The sequence below is a fragment of the Mycobacterium cajalii genome (genome assembly GCF_045809005.2).
In the GTDB taxonomy this organism is placed as follows: Bacteria; Actinomycetota; Actinomycetes; order Mycobacteriales; family Mycobacteriaceae; genus Mycobacterium.
In genome coordinates, this window is the sequence record NZ_CM141436.1 from 4,145,945 (window position 1) to 4,160,992 (window position 15,048).

General features: G+C 69.4%; 17 protein-coding genes and 4 pseudogenes. 13 read left to right on the forward strand and 8 right to left on the reverse strand.

The window, feature by feature from the left end; genetic code table 11:
- Positions 1–5 precede the first annotated feature (5 nt).
- Positions 6–794 carry an arsenite methyltransferase gene (gene arsM, locus ACJ512_RS19715; RefSeq protein WP_369738115.1) on the forward strand — a complete coding sequence of 263 codons (789 nt, stop codon included), beginning with the start codon at positions 6–8 and terminating at the stop codon, positions 792–794.
- Between the two features lie 160 nt (positions 795–954).
- Here arsM and ACJ512_RS19720 read toward each other — a convergent pair.
- Positions 955–1,220, reverse strand: a pseudogene (locus ACJ512_RS19720) (transposase); the annotation flags it as partial.
- Between the two features lie 33 nt (positions 1,221–1,253).
- On the opposite strand from ACJ512_RS19720, the gene ACJ512_RS19725 reads away from it, so the two are divergent.
- Both ACJ512_RS19725 and ACJ512_RS19730 read left to right on the forward strand, forming a co-directional pair.
- Positions 1,254–1,883 carry a S8 family serine peptidase gene (locus ACJ512_RS19725; protein ID WP_369741529.1) on the forward strand — a complete coding sequence of 210 codons (630 nt, stop codon included), beginning with the start codon at positions 1,254–1,256 and terminating at the stop codon, positions 1,881–1,883.
- A pseudogene (locus ACJ512_RS19730) lies at positions 1,865–2,430 on the forward strand (aminotransferase class I/II-fold pyridoxal phosphate-dependent enzyme); the annotation flags it as partial. The gene ACJ512_RS19725 and the pseudogene ACJ512_RS19730, both read left to right, overlap by 19 nt.
- A 5-nt stretch (positions 2,431–2,435) precedes the next feature.
- On the opposite strand, the gene ACJ512_RS19735 reads toward ACJ512_RS19730, so the two are convergent.
- Entirely contained in the window at positions 2,436–3,254 is an 819-nt protein-coding gene (locus tag ACJ512_RS19735) for a tyrosine-protein phosphatase (protein WP_407686435.1), read from the reverse strand.
- A 216-nt stretch (positions 3,255–3,470) separates the two neighbouring features.
- Between ACJ512_RS19735 and ACJ512_RS19740 the strand changes: the two genes are divergently transcribed.
- Positions 3,471–4,376 carry a haloalkane dehalogenase gene (locus ACJ512_RS19740; RefSeq protein ID WP_407686434.1) on the forward strand — a complete coding sequence of 302 codons (906 nt, stop codon included), beginning with the start codon at positions 3,471–3,473 and terminating at the stop codon, positions 4,374–4,376.
- A 140-nt stretch (positions 4,377–4,516) separates the two neighbouring features.
- Here ACJ512_RS19740 and ACJ512_RS19745 read toward each other — a convergent pair whose 3' ends face one another.
- Complete coding sequence (locus ACJ512_RS19745; protein WP_369738111.1) at positions 4,517–5,245, reverse strand: 3'(2'),5'-bisphosphate nucleotidase CysQ; 729 nt, start codon at positions 5,243–5,245, stop codon at positions 4,517–4,519.
- A 182-nt stretch (positions 5,246–5,427) separates the two neighbouring features.
- Between ACJ512_RS19745 and ACJ512_RS19750 the strand changes: the two genes are divergently transcribed.
- Entirely contained in the window at positions 5,428–5,979 is a 552-nt protein-coding gene (locus tag ACJ512_RS19750; RefSeq protein WP_369741528.1) for a hypothetical protein, read from the forward strand.
- An 88-nt stretch (positions 5,980–6,067) separates the two neighbouring features.
- Here ACJ512_RS19750 and ACJ512_RS19755 read toward each other — a convergent pair whose 3' ends face one another.
- Complete coding sequence (locus ACJ512_RS19755) at positions 6,068–7,243, reverse strand: thiolase family protein (protein WP_407686433.1); 1,176 nt, start codon at positions 7,241–7,243, stop codon at positions 6,068–6,070.
- A gap of 128 nt (positions 7,244–7,371) precedes the next feature.
- On the opposite strand from ACJ512_RS19755, the pseudogene ACJ512_RS19760 reads away from it, so the two are divergent.
- The 4 genes and pseudogenes from ACJ512_RS19760 to ACJ512_RS19775 form a co-directional block, all read left to right on the forward strand.
- Positions 7,372–7,473: pseudogene (locus ACJ512_RS19760) on the forward strand (hypothetical protein); the annotation flags it as partial.
- Between the two features lie 31 nt (positions 7,474–7,504).
- Positions 7,505–7,909: pseudogene (locus ACJ512_RS19765) on the forward strand (alcohol dehydrogenase); the annotation flags it as partial.
- 27 nt (positions 7,910–7,936) lie between these two features.
- Complete coding sequence (locus ACJ512_RS19770) at positions 7,937–8,326, forward strand: DoxX family protein (RefSeq protein WP_407686432.1); 390 nt, start codon at positions 7,937–7,939, stop codon at positions 8,324–8,326.
- A gap of 97 nt (positions 8,327–8,423) precedes the next feature.
- Positions 8,424–9,281: a DMT family transporter gene (locus ACJ512_RS19775; protein WP_407686431.1), complete on the forward strand. Its 858-nt coding sequence runs from the start codon at positions 8,424–8,426 to the stop codon at positions 9,279–9,281.
- 5 nt (positions 9,282–9,286) lie between these two features.
- On the opposite strand, the gene ACJ512_RS19780 is transcribed toward ACJ512_RS19775, so the two are convergent.
- Positions 9,287–10,300, reverse strand: coding sequence for a TIGR03617 family F420-dependent LLM class oxidoreductase (locus ACJ512_RS19780; protein WP_407686430.1), 1,014 nt, complete (start codon positions 10,298–10,300; stop codon positions 9,287–9,289).
- Positions 10,301–10,437: 137 nt separating this feature from the next.
- Here ACJ512_RS19780 and phnC point away from each other — a divergent pair, with 137 nt between their 5' ends.
- Genes phnC through ACJ512_RS19800 form a run of 4 tightly spaced genes read left to right on the forward strand, consistent with a single transcriptional unit; the run spans position 10,438 to position 13,887 of the window.
- Positions 10,438–11,208 (forward strand): phosphonate ABC transporter ATP-binding protein, encoded by a 771-nt coding sequence (gene phnC / locus ACJ512_RS19785; protein WP_407686429.1) that lies wholly within the window; start codon positions 10,438–10,440, stop codon positions 11,206–11,208.
- Positions 11,205–12,086, forward strand: coding sequence for a phosphate/phosphite/phosphonate ABC transporter substrate-binding protein (phnD, locus tag ACJ512_RS19790; RefSeq protein ID WP_369738104.1), 882 nt, complete (start codon positions 11,205–11,207; stop codon positions 12,084–12,086). Before phnC ends, phnD begins: the two co-directional genes overlap by 4 nt.
- On the forward strand, positions 12,083–12,880 hold the full coding sequence (gene phnE, locus ACJ512_RS19795; protein WP_407686428.1) for a phosphonate ABC transporter, permease protein PhnE: 798 nt from the start codon (positions 12,083–12,085) through the stop codon (positions 12,878–12,880). Before phnD ends, phnE begins: the two co-directional genes overlap by 4 nt.
- Entirely contained in the window at positions 12,877–13,887 is a 1,011-nt protein-coding gene (locus ACJ512_RS19800; RefSeq protein WP_407686427.1) for a phosphonate dehydrogenase, read from the forward strand. The genes phnE and ACJ512_RS19800 overlap by 4 nt, the downstream gene beginning before the upstream one ends.
- Before the next feature lie 45 nt (positions 13,888–13,932).
- On the opposite strand, the gene ACJ512_RS19805 is transcribed toward ACJ512_RS19800, so the two are convergent.
- The 3 genes from ACJ512_RS19805 to ACJ512_RS19815 all read right to left on the reverse strand — a co-directional run bounded on the left by ACJ512_RS19805 (position 13,933) and on the right by ACJ512_RS19815 (position 15,017).
- Positions 13,933–14,280, reverse strand: coding sequence for a DUF732 domain-containing protein (locus tag ACJ512_RS19805; RefSeq protein WP_369738101.1), 348 nt, complete (start codon positions 14,278–14,280; stop codon positions 13,933–13,935).
- Positions 14,281–14,443: 163 nt separating this feature from the next.
- Positions 14,444–14,635, reverse strand: a complete 192-nt coding sequence (locus ACJ512_RS19810; RefSeq protein ID WP_369741527.1) for a long chain fatty acid-CoA synthetase Faa4p — start codon at positions 14,633–14,635, stop codon at positions 14,444–14,446.
- 166 nt (positions 14,636–14,801) lie between these two features.
- The gene (locus ACJ512_RS19815) at positions 14,802–15,017 is read right to left on the reverse strand and encodes a hypothetical protein (protein WP_369738100.1); all 216 of its coding nucleotides are present in this window, start codon (positions 15,015–15,017) and stop codon (positions 14,802–14,804) included.
- Positions 15,018–15,048: the final 31 nt, after the last annotated feature.

Genomic DNA, 15,048 nt, shown 5'->3' on the forward strand with positions numbered 1-15,048 from the left:
GTTGGATGACTGCCGAACACAACGAGCTGCGCGATCAGGTCCGGGCGAGCTACGGCGCCGCCGCCACCGCGGCGCATAGCGGTGACACCAACAGCGACGTGCTGACCGCCGCGAGCTGCTGCGGGTCAAGCGACTCGGCCGATGTTGGGACCATCTTCGGCGCCGGCCTCTACGGCACCGACGAGCATTCCGAGATTCCCGCCGAAGCGCTCGCGGCCAGCTTGGGCTGCGGTAACCCGACCGCGGTCGCCGACCTGCACCCGGGCGAACGGGTGCTTGACTTGGGTTCCGGCGGCGGCATTGATGTGTTGTTGTCGGCGCGCCGGGTCGGCCCAGAGGGGTTCGCCTACGGCGTTGACATGACCGACGAAATGCTCGCCCTGGCCGAGGAGAACAAAGCCAAGGCTGGTGCCACCAACGTCGAGTTCCGCAAGGGCACCATCGAGGACATACCGCTGCCCGACGCCGCCGTGGACGTGGTGATCTCCAATTGTGTGATCAACCTGTCGGCCGACAAACCGGCCGTGCTCGCCGAGATGTTCCGCGTCCTGGTCCCCGGCGGGCGGATCGGGATCTCCGACGTGGTCGCCGAAGACCAGCTCAGTGCGGCCGAGCGCGCCGAACGCGGCTCCTACGTCGGCTGCATCGCCGGAGCGCTGTCCCGCCAGGAATACCTCGACGGGCTGGCCGCAGCCGGATTCACCGATGCCACCGTCACCTTCACCCACGAAGTCGCCCAAGGAATGCACGGCGCGATCATCCGCGCCACCAAACCGACCACGTCCTCCGACTGAGGCAGCCGCACAGAAAACACGATCGCGCCACCACGCCAGCACCGCTGCACGTTGACAGTTGCCAGCGAAACGGCCCGCCACCGCGCACCGGGAGAGAAACCCATGAGTAGCCCTGTGTCAAGGTGCCGTCTGTGGTTCCTGGTTGAGGAGGGTCTGAAGGGTGGCCGATGGCTTGGGTGCGATTGTGCAGGTCTGGTGGCCCAAAGGTTAGCTCGGCGTCTGTCGCCGGCGAAGTCACAGACGGCGTCTCGGAGCTGTTTGTCTGCTGCCCAACGGTATCCGACGTGTTTGACTTGGCTGGACTGGCGGGTAGAAGGGGCGACGCCCGCCAGGCCAGCCTGCGACTCGGGGGTGGGGGAAACGAGGTCGGCAATCGCCTGCCTCGGCGAGCGGCCGCCCGCCGTGAACAGTGCCCGAGCGGGCAAGGAGTGAAGAGGCGTCGTGTTCGGGGCCGACAACATGAAACTCGAAGTACAGCGTCACAGGCCCCTCCGGCGCGGCCATCGCCGCAGGGGTTGCAAGTTGTGTCATACCTCCCGTGGTGTTCTTGTCGTAATATCCGCTGGAAATCATGGCAAGCTCGCGCTAAGCCTTTTGGTGTCAACCGATCTCACGGGAGCGGTGGGAACTGACCGGCGTCAGATTCTGCTAGTAGCCATCGATCATCGACAGAATGAACAGAGGCTGCTTGCTCCGGCGGAAGCTGTCAATGCAATCATCGTGTGCGCCACTCACGACGAGGGTACTGACGCAGTTGCGCAGGGCTACCTTGTCGACCCGGCGGACGGATGTCGAAGTATCAGCCTCGTGACAGCGACGGGAAGTGGATATCGCCGCAGCATCAAGCCGGACGTAATGGCTCACGGTGGCGGAGCGATCTGTGTCGGCGGTGCAACAGCACAGAAAGTGATCACGTCACGTGGCCTCTCGCCTCATAGCCCCGGGCTCAAGGTGGCGACTCCTGCAGGCCGCAATGAAACTCACGTAACAGGAACCAGTTTCGCTGCCGCATTGGTTGCGCGACAGGCCGCACGCCCCAATGATCTCATCGATGGATCGATGCAGCCCTGCGTTTCGTCCCGTATCTGACCGTCCCCGGCGCCGAGGACGCGTTCGCCCTGATGTCGGCCTCCAAGGCGTGGAGCCTCTCGGGGCTCAAGGCGGCCCTGGCGATCGCCGGCCCGCAGGCCGCGGCGGACCTGCGCCGGATGCCCGAAGAGGTCAGCCACGGGCCCAGCCACCTCGGCGTCATCGCGCACACCGAAGCGTTCCGGAGCGCAGCCGACTGGCTCGACACGCTGCTGCACGGACTGGACGACAACCGGCGGTTGCCCGGTGACCTCGTCGCCGAGCACCTGCCCGCGGTGAGATATGCACCGCCGCAGGGCACTTATCTCGCCTGGCTGGATTGCCGGCAACTCGGCTGCCCCGAGGAGATCGGCGATGGCCTCGCGGTGGTGGCCGATCTGGCCGGGCCGGCCCGTTGGTTTCTCGACCACGCCCGCGTCGCGCTCAGTTCCGGCCACGTCTTCGAACCGGCGGCACCGGACATGTGCGGTTGAACTTCGCCACCTCGCAAGCGATTCTCGTCGAGGCGGTGTCGCGAATGGGCCGGGCGCTCCGCGATTCGCGGTAGCCGCGTCAGCCGACGAGTGCGGCCCGGGCGCGCCGCACCGCGCCGTCGTCGACGCCGGCGGCGTCGAGGAACCCGCGCAGCGAACCGTACCGGTCGTCGATGGTCTTGCGGGCGGCCTCGAGGTACTCCTCACGCACACCGAGCACCTGGTCGGGCAGCCGGGTCCGCACGTAGTCGAGGATCTCGGGAGTCACGCTGTCGCTGCGCTCCTCGACGCTGCGCAGGATGCGTTCGCGCAGCATCGGAACCGAGTCGTTGCTGGCCAGGAAATCGGCTTTGATCAGGTCGTCGTCCACTCCGACGGCTTCCAGCACGACGGCGACGGCAAGACCGGTGCGGTCCTTGCCGGCGAAGCAGCTGACCAGGACCGATCGCGTGTCGCCGATCATCCGGATGACCTGCCCCACCGCCGCGCGGGTGCCGGGCAGCGCCGAAAACCGTTCGTACTCCTCGATCATGAACCGGCGCGCGGCCGCGACCGGCTCCTCGTCGTCGGGCTCGTCGGTGAGCATCCGCTCGAAAGCCTGTTCGTGCGGTGCGGCGTGCTCGCCGTCGAACGCGAGCCGATGCACCACGACACCCTCGGGCACGGCGCTGCCGCCGTGGCGCTCCACCTCGGTGACCGACCGCAGGTCGGCCACATCGGTGACCCCGAGGCGCCCCAGCGCCGCGCGGCCGGCGGCGTCCAGCGCGCTCAGCTCGCTGGACCGGAAGAAACGGCCGGGACGTATCCCCGTCGCCAGCGCGACATCCCGGCAGTTCCACGCGCCGGACACGTCGGCGGTCATCGCGGCCGGCCTATTCGAGAGATCCGTGTCGTCCATGTTGCTCGCATCCTAGTAAAGCGCCGCTCGGCACCGTCGTTCTCATCTGCATAGCCGCCGGACGTAAACGGTCCGCTGCCGGGCGGTGTCGAGTTTTGACGGCCCCGTCAAAGCCTTTCCGCCGGCCCATGACAGCATCGGTGAAAACTGCTACTGGACGAATTCGCGTCGCGGAGAGAGGCTTGCAGTGGTGTCCGCGCCCCGGAGGTACTGAATATGCATGTGCTGCGAACCCCCGACTCGCGATTCGAAAACCTGGAGGGCTATCCGTTCGTAGCGAACTACCTCGAGGTGACGGTGCGCGACACCCGGCCGTTGCGGATGCACTACCTCGACGAAGGCCCCATCGAGGGCCCCCCGATCGTGCTGCTGCACGGCGAACCCACGTGGAGCTACCTGTACCGGACGATGATTCCGCCGCTGACCGACGCGGGGTACCGGGTGCTCGCTCCCGACCTGATCGGTTTCGGCCGTTCCGACAAGCCCAGCCGGGTCGAGGACTACACCTACCTGCGCCACGTCGAGTGGGTGACCTCGTGGTTCGAGCTGCTCAATCTCAGGGACGTCACGCTGTTCGTTCAGGACTGGGGATCGTTGATCGGCCTGCGCATCGCCGCCGAGCAGGGCGACCGGATCGCGCGGCTGGTGGTGGCGAACGGGTTTCTGCCGACGGCCCGCCAGAGCACCCCTCCCGCCTTCTACGCGTGGCGCGCCTTCGCGCGCTACTCCCCCGTGCTGCCCGCCGGCCGCCTGGTCGCCGTGGGCACCGTCCGCCGCGTTCCCGCCAAGGTGCGGGCGGGCTACGACGCACCCTTTCCGGACAAGGCGTACCAGGCCGGGGCGCGCGCCTTCCCTCAGTTGGTGCCGACCTCGCCCGACGACCCGGCCGTCCCCGCCAACCGGGCCGCCTGGGACGCACTGGGTCACTGGGAAAAGCCGTTCCTTGCCATCTTCGGCTCCCGCGACCCCATCCTGGGGAAGGCCGACCGTCCCCTGATCGACCACATTCCCGGCGCCGCCGGCCAGCCACACGCCCGCATCGATGCGAGCCATTTCATCCAGGAGGACGGCGGCCCGGAACTGGCCCAGCGCGTCCTGTCCTGGCAGCAGGCCATCCGCTGAGCGCGCGTCACCGCAGCCAGATTGCCGTGGTGGTCGTTCAAGGTGCCGGGACACAGCCCTGACGGCAATCTCGGCGCACCCGACTCCGGTACGAATACGCGCTGCTCGCAAGGCGTTTGCGCCCGGCGACCGACGCCGCGTCAGCTGGTGACGGCCAGCACCGCGCGGGCCAGCTCGGGACGGCACACCACCAGGTCCGGCAGCTTGGGGTCGGGCTGGTTGTAGACCAGCGCGGACCCGTCGATGCGGGACGTGTGCAATCCGGCCGCGCGGGCCACCGCCACCGGTGCGGCCGAGTCCCATTCGAACTGGCCACCGGCGTGGACGTAGACGTCGGACAGGCCCTGCACGATCGAGGCCACCTTGGCGCCGGCGGAACCCATTTCCACCAGGACGCCGTCCAGCGCGTCGCGGACGGCCAGCGCGATGGCGGGCGGGCGGGTGCGCGAGACCACGATGCGCGGCTGGTCGGGGGCGGCGGGCGGCGCATCGACATGGGGTGTCGCCAGCGTGATCGCCTGCGCCGGCAGCGCCACGGCACCGGCCACCAACTCGCCGGCCTGCCACAGCGCCACGTGCACCGCCCAGTCGTCGCGGCCGAGTTCGGAGAATTCCCGCGTCCCGTCGAGCGGGTCGACGATCCACACCCGCTCCGAGCGCAGGCGCACCGGATCGTCGGCGCCCTCCTCGGACAGCACCGCGTCGTCGGGCCGTTCGCCGGCGAGCGCCTCCATCAGGAACTCGTGAGATCGTTTGTCCCCGGCGTTCTTCCGCTCGCCGGCCTCGGCATCGGCGAATTCCTCGCGCACCCTGAGCAGCAGCCGCCCCGCCTCGGTGGCCAGTCGCGCGGCCAGCTGGTGGTCATTCATCGGTGAACTCCACGGACCATCACACCTCGATACGCCGGTCAGGTTGGTCAAACCTACCCTGGGGCGCCCGCGGCGCAGTAATCTCCCCGCGTGACATTTCTCTCGGGGGAGCGAATCTGTTGAAGACCGACAATGTCCCCGCGGCGAGCGGGTGGCGACGCATCACCCGCACGCGGCTGATCGTGATCGGTGCCGCGCTGGCCGCGGTGCTCATCGGCGTGTCCGCCTTCGTCGTCGTGACGCTGACCCGCGGTCACCGCACACCGCCGCAGCCCGCGACCCAGGCGCCGCCGGCCACGTACGCCATTCCGGGCTGCTACAACCCGTCGGTACCCCCGCTCGAGCGGCCCAAAACGCTCAACATCGTGGGCTGTGCCAGCGTAGCCGTTGCGCTGCAAGGCATGTCGTGGACGTCGTGGGGACCGCAGGGCGCCGACGGCAAAGGCACCGCCGTGTTCAAGATCTGCGACCCCAACTGTGCGACCGGTTACCAGCTCAAAGACCCGGTGGTCGTGCATGCGTGGAATCCGCGGCCGCCGCGCCCCGACGCCATCTGCCAGGCCGGCCTGCAGATATTCGCGGACATGATCCTGGCGTTTCCCGCCGACGTTCCCCCGGCGGCCGCCCAGAAGATGAACGCGCGGTACGACGGTGCGCCGGCGGTGCACTACGTCAACTACTCGGGCGCCGATCTGCAGGGAGCCGAGTTCATCGGTTACACCTTCTGCAACTGAGGGTTGCCGCTCGCGATCGCCGCTGGCCCGATGGCGGCGACCCGCTTCGCCCGGCTCGTATATTCCGGGGCCGCGCTCGGGATCGCCGCTAGACCTCGACGACGACGGCGCCGCCCTGCCCGCCGCCGGCGCACATCGCCGCGACGCCGATGCCGCCGCCGCGGCGGATCAGCTCGTAGATCAGCGTGGTGACCATGCGGGCACCCGAGGCGGCGATGGGATGGCCGAGGCTGCAGCCGCTGCCGGAGAAGTTCACCTTCTCCTCATCGAGGCCGTACTCGCGGCAGGCCGCGATCGGCACGGAGGCGAACGCCTCGTTGATCTCCCACAGCGCCACGTCGCCGACCGACAAACCGGCCCGCTGCAACACCTTCCCGATGACCTTGACCGCACCCAGGCCACAGTCGCGGGGCGGCACGCCCACAGAGGCCCACGCCCTGACCGTGCCCATCACGTCGAGGTTCTCGGCGTCGGCGTAGTCGCGGTCGACGAGCGCGACCGCCGCGGCGGCGTCGTTGGTGCCGCTGCTGTTGCCCGCGGTGATCGAGAAGCCCTCGATCTCGGGGTGCAGCACCTTGAGCCCGGCGAGCTTCTCGACGGTGGTGTCGCGCCGGGGGTGCTCGTCGACGCAGAACTCGGTGACCGAACCGTCGGCCTGGGTGATCTTCAGCGGGATGATCTCGTCGGCGAACTTGCCCGCGTCCATCGCCGCGATCGCGCGCTGATGGGAGCGGGCCGCCCACGCGTCCATCTCCTCGCGGGTGATGCCGACCTTCTGCGCGGTGTTCCAGCCCACCGTGATCGACATGTCCTTGGCGGGCGCGTCGGGGGTCTCGACATGGGTCGGCGGCATCCACTGCTCCTCGAACTTCAACTCCGGGCCCGGGATCCGCCAGTTGGTCAGCGGCGTCATCGACAGCGATTGCACGCCGCCGGCGATGAGCACCCGCTCCATCCCGGAGCCGATCTGCGCGGCGGCGTTGCCGATCGCGGTGAGGCTGCCCGCGCAGTGCCGGTTCACCGATTGGCCGGGGATGTCCTCCAGGCCGCACGCGGTGGCCGCATACCGCGCCAAATCACCGCCCCCGTAATGCGATTCAGCGAAGATGAGGTCGTCGATGACGGACGGGTCGACGCCCGACCGGCGGATCACCTCGGGCAGTACGGTGGTGATCAGCGCCTCGGGCGGTGTGTTGACCAGTGCGCCCTTGAAGGAGCGGCCGATCGCCGTCCGGACGGCTCCGACGATTACGGGTGTAGCCATGGTTCTGCCCCTCGAGCTGTCTGACGGTCGGACGCGGCGAATCGTATCAAATACTGTATAGACAATAGTAATGGGCTAAGTTGACCGGCGAGGGCTCGGTGACGCGACGGAGGCCACGCCGCGGCGAGGTGACGGTCCAGTTGGAGACGGCCGGTCTGTGCCACTCCGATCACCATCTGCTGACCGGCGACTTCCCCATCCCGAGCTATCCCGTGCTGGGCGGGCACGAGGGTGCCGGCATCGTCACCGAGATCGGGCAAGGCGGCCGCGATCGCCGAGACCACGTGGGGTGCGATGTGCCGCAAGGTGATCGTCACCGTCGGGCATTGCGACGGCAGCGACGTGGAGGCGTGGATGGGGCTGACAGCAAAGGGCGGCACCTGCGTCCTCACGGCGATGGGCAACGTGCTGGCCAATGACGTCACGCTCAACCTCGCGGGGCTGACGCTGCTGCAGAAGAACCTGCAGGGCAGCCTGTTCGGCGGGGGCAACCCGCAGCACGACATCCCCGAGATCCTCGAGCAGTACAAGCTGGGGCTGCTCAACCTCGACGGCTTGGTGACCCGCGAGTACACGCTCGAGCAGATCAACGACGGCTACCGCGACATGCTCGAGGGCCGCATCATCCGCGGCGTCATCCGCTTCACCGATGCCGACCGCGGGTAGCGCGGACTGGCACGCCACAATCGACGCATGACCTCAGCCGTAGCTCGACGTGACGCCAGCAGAACAGCCGCCTACCGGGTCGCGGCGATGCTGCTCGGCGTGGGCACCCTGCACTTCGTGGCGCCCAAGCCCTTCGACACCATCGTGCCCGCCGAACTGCCCGGCAGCGCCCGCCTCTACACCTACGCGTCGGGGGTCGCCGAGATCGCGGTCGGGGCGCTGCTGGTCCCGCGGCGCACCCGGCGATCGGCGGCGCTGGCGGCCGCCGCGCTGTTCGTCGGCGTCTTCCCCGCCAACGTCAACATGGTCCGGCTGTGGTGGGACAAGCCCTGGCCGATGCGCGCCGTCGCCCTGGCCCGGCTGCCGCTGCAGATTCCGATGGTCACCATCGCCCTGAAAATCAGGCGCACCAGCTGACCCGCTGCCGCCCCTTCCCCGCGAGCGTGCGTGTACGTACGACGACACGCCGCTGCGGACGGCAATCTGCGCACGCTCGCCGCACGAGGAGGCACTGATGGGGAAGACCGACATCGCGGCGGCGCTGGCGGTGGCGGCCGCGCTGATGATGGGCATCGGGGACGTCGTGCAGCAGCGCTCCGCCCAACAGGTCACCCAGCAGCCCGTCGGCACCGTCGCCCTGTTCCGTCGGCTGCTGCGCGACCGGCAATGGTGGGTGGGCAGCCTGGTGGCCGGCGCCGGCTTCGGGCTGCAGGCCGCAGCGCTCGGCTTCGGCTCGGTCGTGCTGGTGCAGGCGCTGCTGGTGACCTCGCTGCTGTTCGCGTTGGTCATCAGCGCCCGCGCCAACCACCGCAGAATCACACGCCGGCAAGGTTTTTGGGCTGTGCTGCTCGCCGCCGCGGTGACGGTGGTGGTCACGGTCGGCGACCCCCAGTCGGGTACCCCGCGCGGGTCCCTGCACACGTGGAGCATCGTGGTGGCGATCATGGGGCCGGCGCTGATCCTCTGCGTGCTCGGCGCGCGCATGTTCCCCGGCTCGGTGGCCGCACTCCTGCTGGGCCTGTTGTCGGGTTCGCTGTGGGGCCTGTTCTCGGTGTTGATGAAGGGCGTCGTCGGCCAGCTCGGCCACGGCATCCCGGCGTTGCTGCGCGCACCGGAGGTCTACGTGTGGGCGGTGCTGGCGGTCGCCGCGACCGCCTGGGAGCAATCGGCGTTCCGCGCCGGGCCGCTGACCGCGTCGCTACCCGCGGTGACCGTCGCCGAGCCGCTCGTGGGCTCGGCGCTCGGCGTCACCGTGCTGGGCGAGACGCTGACCACCGAGACCCTCGGCCTGGTGGCGCTGGGCGTGTCGGTCGCGGTGATGGCCGCCGCGACGGTGGCGCTGGCCCGCAGCCAGGCCGCGACACCCACCTGAGGGCATCACCCCCGCACGCGGCGGGCCACCTCGCCATACCGCTCCACGCGGTCCGCGTCGCCCAGGGCGTTGTACAACACCAGGCGCGTGGCGATTCCGGCGTACTTGTCGGTCAGCGCGGCGGCCAACCCGTCCCAGGTCGACTCGGTGGCAAAGGCGGCGATGTGGTCGTCGCTGATCTGGGCCGCCATGCCGGCGAAGTCGCCGGCTTTCTGCTTCTCCCGGATCCGGGCGGTCGTGCCCTCGAACCCGGCCTCGTCCCAGATGAACGCGTAGTTGGGCGTGCTGCCGTAGAAACTCATGCTGGCGCGCACCACTTCTCGCTCTGTGTCGCGCTCTTCGTCGCTGTCGCCGACGATCGTGAGCACCGGCACGATCACGGCGATGTCGGAGGCCGCGCGCCCCGCTTTCGCCGCGCCGTCGGCGATGTTCGGCAGCGCGTGGCGGGTGATGTAGCCGGGTTCGCCGATCGGGTGGATGTGCACCCCGTCGGCCACCTCGCCCGCCATCCGCAGCATCCACGGGTTCACCGCCGCGATGTCGACCTTGGGATCGGGCGCCTCGATGGGCCCGGGACTCCACTGCGGGGTGATGAAGTCGAGGTCGTAGAACTCGCCGTGGTGATCCAGGTTCCCGGTGCGAAACGCCGAGAAGCACGCCTTCACGGCCAGCACGTAGTCGCGCAGCCGTGGGCCGGGCCGCTCGAAGGGCATCCCGTACCGGCGCACCACGTGCGTGCGCACCTGCGTGCCCAGGCCGAGCCGGAAGTTGCCGCCGGTCGCCTCCTGCAGCTCCCACGCGGCGGCCGCCGTGACGAACGGGCTGCGCGGGAAGGCGACCGCCACGCCCGTGCACAGCTCGAGGCCGGGCGCGGCCTGCGATGCCACCGCGGCGTTGAGGTAGGCCGTGCGCCCGGTCTCGGTGAACAGCAGGCCGGAGAAGCCGGCCGACTGGGTGCGGCGCGCGAGGTCACCGGCGCGGTGCAGGGGCTGGGGCGTCGTCATCGCGTCGACGTGCATGATGGGAGCCTACGACGGGGGTCCAGGCGCCGGCTGAGCCGCTTCCCGACTCGGCGAATGTCTCGTGCTCACCGGGCGGTTGCCGGCGGTTCATGATCGACGCCTATTTTCCGGATTGCCATGCAAGTTGGGGAACTGTGATCGAGCTGTTCGACGTGGGCGTGCGGTACGAGACCACCGTCGCGCTGCACCCGCTGACCACCCGGTTCGACGCGGGTACCTTCACCGTCCTGCTGGGCCCGTCGGGGGCGGGCAAATCGACCCTGCTGCGGTGCATGAACCATCTCGTGACGCCGACCAGCGGGCACATCGAGGTGGCCGGGGTGGGAAAACTGAACAACCGCGCCAGGATCCGCGCGCACCGGCGGCGCACCGGCATGATCTTCCAGCAGCATCAGCTGATCGGCCGGCACACCGCATTGCGCAACGCGCTGCTCGGCTCGGTGGCGTCGACCGGCCTGCTGCACGGGCTGTGGCGGACCGACCGCGCGCAGACCTACCGCGCCCTGGGTGCGCTCGACCGGGTCGGTTTGCTGGGCAAGGCGACGGTGCGCGCGGACCGGCTCAGCGGCGGCGAGCAGCAGCGGGTCGGGATCGCCCGGGCGCTGACCCAGCAGCCCGACATCGTCCTGGCCGACGAGCCGGTGGCCAGCCTGGATCCCGAAACCGCGGTCGGCGTGCTGAGCCTGCTGCGGGAGATATGCCGCCAGGACGGCATCACCGCCGTGGTCAGCCTGCACCAGGTCGACCTGGCGCGGCACTTCGCCGACCGCATCGTCGGGCTGTCCGAGGGCCGGGTGGTGGTCGACGACGCGCCCGGCCGCATCGACGCGGCGCAGATCGCCCGGACCTATCGCTCCCCCAGTCAGAACCACCAGATCGTCCCGACGACAAAGGAATGCTCATGAAGGCCGTCCGTATTTTGGTAATCGCCCTGCTGGCGTTCGTCGTCGGCGCCTGTGGGAGCTCGCACGACCAGGCGGCGTCGAACCCGGGAACGCTGCGGGTCGCCCTGCTGCCGGACGAGAACGCGGCCACGGTGATCCAGAACAACCAGCCGCTGAAGAACTATCTGCAGTCCAAACTCGGCAAGCAGGTCGAATTGGTTGTCACCACGGACTATTCGTCGATGATCGAGGCGATGCGGCGCGGGCGGCTCGAGCTCGCCTACTTCGGCCCCCTGTCGTATGTGCTTGCGCGGTCGAAAGATCCCGACGTCCAGCCGTTCGCGGCGCTGGTCGAGGAGCCCGGCGGGCCGCCGGTCTACCATGCCCTGGTGATCGGAAACGTCGCCCAGCACATCGCCGCGATCCCCGACCTCAAGGGCAAGACGATGGCGTACGGCGATCCCGCCAGCACCTCCAGCCACCTGATCCCCAAGTCGATGCTGGCCGATCAGGGCCTGAAGGCAGGGCAGAACTATCAGGAGCAGTTCGTGGGCGCCCACGACGCCGTCGCCCTTGCGGTGCAGAATGGCAACGCCGCCGGGGGCGGCATCAGCAAGCCGATCTTCGACACGCTGGTCCAGCAGGGCAAGATCGACCCGGCCAAGGTGCGGGTTCTCGCCGAGTCCAAGCCCTACCCGAACTACCCCTGGACCATGCGCAGCGACCTGGACCCGAAACTGAAGTCCGCGGTCGTGGAAGCGTTTCTGAGCCTTAAGGATCCGGCGGTGCTCAAGCCGTTCAAGGCGGCGTCGTTCGCGCCCGTGGGCGACGCGGACTACGACGTGGTCCGCCAGTTGAGCACCCAGCTGGGGCTCGACCTGTCCTCGTTGAGCAAATGACGGCCGAGTACGCCGCGATCGCGCGCCTCGAGGAGCGCCGGCGCCTCCGTACGCTGCTGTGGGTGGGGGCGGTCGGGGCGGTCGTGCTCGTCTGCTGCGCCTATGTCGGGCTGCTGGACGCCCGACGACTCAGCGACGGGCTGCCGGCGCTGTTCTCGCTGCTCGGGGAGATGTGGCCCCCCGACTTCGGCCGCGCCGCAACCTGGGTGCGGCCGCTGATCGACACCGTGGCCATGAGTGTGGCCGGGACCGCGATCGCGATCGCCTTGTCGCTGCCGCTCGGGCTGGCGGCCGCACGCAACACGTCCCCGCATCCGGTGGTGTACCACCTGGCCAGAACGATCCTCAACGGCCTGCGCGCGGTGCCCGAACTCATCATGGGGATCGTGTTCGTGGCCGCCGTCGGGTTCGGCGCGTTGCCGGGGGTGCTGGCGCTGGGGATGCATTCGGTGGGCATGGTCGGCAAGTTCTACGCCGAAGCCATCGAGCACGTCAGCCCGGCGCCGATCGAGGCGGCGCGGGCGGTGGGGGCGCGACCGGCGCAGGTGATCATGCACGGTGTCCTGCCTCAGGTGCTGCCCCGGCTGGCCGACGTGTCGATCTACCGCTGGGAGCACAACTTCCGGGCATCCACGGTGCTCGGTCTGGTCGGTGCGGGGGGCATCGGCTTCCAGTTGATGGCCGCGCTGCGGATATTGGAGTACCGGCAGGTGGCCGCGATCATGCTGGTCATCTTGGCCACCGTCACCGTCGTCGACGGCCTCAGCGGCTGGCTGCGCCGCAGGTTCGCATGAATCCGGTTGGCACGCGGACGTTTCGGGTCGTCATCACCCACCGCGTGCATTCCGAGGTGCTCGACCTGCTCGGCCGGTCGTGCGAGGTCGTCGCCAACCAGACACCCGGGAGCCTGCCCCGGGGTGAGCTGCTGAGCCGATGCCGCGACGCCGACGCGCTGCTGGTGTTCATGCCCGACCACGTCGACGAGGAGCTGCTGGGCCACAGTCCCCGGCTGCGGCTCGTGGCCGGCGCGCTCAAGGGCTTCGACAACATCGACGTCGCGGCCTGCACCGCCCGGGGAATCTGGGTCAGCTACGTCGAGGACCTGCTCACCGTCCCCACCGCCGACCTGGCGGTCGGGCTGCTGATCGCGCTCGACCGCCACATACCGGGCGGCGACCGCCACGTCCGGTCGGGCCGCCACCACGGCTGGCGGCCGCAACTCTACGGCGGCGGGCTGGCCGGTCGTCGGGTCGGGATCGTCGGGATGGGTGCGGTGGGCCGTGCGGTGGCCCGCCGCCTGCGCGCGTTCGACGCGGAACTGCTCTACGCCGACCCCGCCCCGCTGCCGGCCGCCGACGAGGCGGAGCTGGGCGCCCGCGCGGTGCCGCTGGACACGCTGTTGGAGTCCAGCACCGCCGTCGTGCTCACCGCACCCCTGACCGCCGAAACCCGCCACCTGATCGGACCGGCTGCGCTGCAACGGCTTCCGGCAGGGGCGCTGCTGGTCAACGTGGGCCGCGGTTCGGTCGTCGACGAGAGCGCCGTCGCCGACGCGTTGGCGTCCGGCCACCTGGGCGGCTATGCCGCCGACGTCTTCGCGTTCGAGGACTGGTCGGATCCGGGCAGGCCGCGGGACATCCCGCCCGGCCTGCTCGCCCACGACCGGACCCTGTTCACCCCGCACCTGGGTTCGGCTGTGCGCGACGTGCGCCTGCGGATCGAGACGGCGGCGGCACGCAGCATCCTCGATGTTTGCGCCGGCAAGCCGCCTTCCGTCGCCGCGAACCGCGTCGGACCTTGATCGCCGGCCTCCGTCAAACCCGCATGGCGGGTGTCGAATCGGCGCTCAGCATTGCTCGGTCGAGCACCTCTGGTTGGGGCAATAGGTCGAATGCGCGAGGCTCACCATCGTGTGGGCGTCCCCGACCGTGACGTTTCTCTGGTCCAGGTTGGCGTGGATGTCCTGGGCAATGTGGTCATAGGTCCATCCCCACGCGAGGTCGTCGCAGACGAGGCGCCCCATCGCGGTCAGCGCACCCGCGTGGTCCGGCGGCCAGGTGAAGCCGGCGGCATGCAGTTGGGCGAGGTAGGTGTCATCGGCGGCGTCGGCGGTCGCGGTCGCGGCGCCGGCGACCAGGGCGGCGGAGACGACGACGGGGACGGCCAGTGCGGCCAGCCAGCGAAACGAGGGCATTCGATGCGATCCCTTCCTCAGACGACAATGCCGTCAGTGTGCGGGCTCGAAGCGGCACGAATATGAAGAACAGCAAAACCCGCGAGGAACGAGGAATTAGTGCACGCCGCCGGCGCGAATTCTGGCGAATTGCCGCGCCAAGCTGCGGCAGCGCCGGCAGAATTCAGTCGCGGATGCGGACCGCGATGTAGCCCAGGGGGATTCCGGTGCGCACCGTGATGCATTCCCGCGCGGCGAATTCCACGTCGGCGCGGCGGCTGGAGTGGGTGACGGCGCCGATTTCGGGGATGCGGATCAGCCATCCGCCGGCCTGGCGCTCGACCTCGATGTCGAAGCACTGGCCGATGACCGCCACGGGGGCCGGGCGCCGGGGCCGGCGGCAGTGGGAACGGCGCAGGGAATCCGCGGACGAGCGGCGCGAAAGCGTGTGGGTCTGCATGCGAATTCTTTCTCGGTCTTCGTTGAGCCGTGGGCCACACTACTGCCGAGCGTGATCAGCACCAAATCGGGGCAGTCCCCCGTCAGCCCGATCGCGGATGGCGGCTCACCGGCGCGGTAAAACCTTGGGTGTCATCGAAGAACGCCCAGCGCCCGTCGTCGTCGACCTCCATGCGCCAGCCCAGCTCGGAACGGCCCGCGACGAGGCCCAAAAACCACGCGTGCGCGCGTTCGGCACCGGCGAAGTTCCTGGTCGCAACGACCGTGCCGTGCGGATCGATGACGCGAAACGCGGCCATGCGATGAGCTTATCCCCGGCGACCGGATTTC

What these genes read in the sequence shown, in the direction of transcription:
- arsM (WP_369738115.1), top strand. Translation starts at nt 6, where the DNA reads ATGACTGCCGAACACAACGAGCTGCGCGATCAGGTCCGGGCGAGCTAC.
- ACJ512_RS19725 (WP_369741529.1), top strand. Translation starts at nt 1,254, where the DNA reads ATGAAACTCGAAGTACAGCGTCACAGGCCCCTCCGGCGCGGCCATCGC.
- ACJ512_RS19735 (WP_407686435.1), bottom strand. Translation starts at nt 3,254, where the DNA reads ATGGACGACACGGATCTCTCGAATAGGCCGGCCGCGATGACCGCCGAC.
- ACJ512_RS19740 (WP_407686434.1), top strand. Translation starts at nt 3,471, where the DNA reads ATGCATGTGCTGCGAACCCCCGACTCGCGATTCGAAAACCTGGAGGGC.
- ACJ512_RS19745 (WP_369738111.1), bottom strand. Translation starts at nt 5,245, where the DNA reads ATGAATGACCACCAGCTGGCCGCGCGACTGGCCACCGAGGCGGGGCGG.
- ACJ512_RS19755 (WP_407686433.1), bottom strand. Translation starts at nt 7,243, where the DNA reads ATGGCTACACCCGTAATCGTCGGAGCCGTCCGGACGGCGATCGGCCGC.
- ACJ512_RS19770 (WP_407686432.1), top strand. Translation starts at nt 7,937, where the DNA reads ATGACCTCAGCCGTAGCTCGACGTGACGCCAGCAGAACAGCCGCCTAC.
- ACJ512_RS19775 (WP_407686431.1), top strand. Translation starts at nt 8,424, where the DNA reads ATGGGGAAGACCGACATCGCGGCGGCGCTGGCGGTGGCGGCCGCGCTG.
- ACJ512_RS19780 (WP_407686430.1), bottom strand. Translation starts at nt 10,300, where the DNA reads ATGCACGTCGACGCGATGACGACGCCCCAGCCCCTGCACCGCGCCGGT.
- phnD (WP_369738104.1), top strand. Translation starts at nt 11,205, where the DNA reads ATGAAGGCCGTCCGTATTTTGGTAATCGCCCTGCTGGCGTTCGTCGTC.
- phnE (WP_407686428.1), top strand. Translation starts at nt 12,083, where the DNA reads ATGACGGCCGAGTACGCCGCGATCGCGCGCCTCGAGGAGCGCCGGCGC.
- ACJ512_RS19800 (WP_407686427.1), top strand. Translation starts at nt 12,877, where the DNA reads ATGAATCCGGTTGGCACGCGGACGTTTCGGGTCGTCATCACCCACCGC.
- ACJ512_RS19805 (WP_369738101.1), bottom strand. Translation starts at nt 14,280, where the DNA reads ATGCCCTCGTTTCGCTGGCTGGCCGCACTGGCCGTCCCCGTCGTCGTC.
- ACJ512_RS19815 (WP_369738100.1), bottom strand. Translation starts at nt 15,017, where the DNA reads ATGGCCGCGTTTCGCGTCATCGATCCGCACGGCACGGTCGTTGCGACC.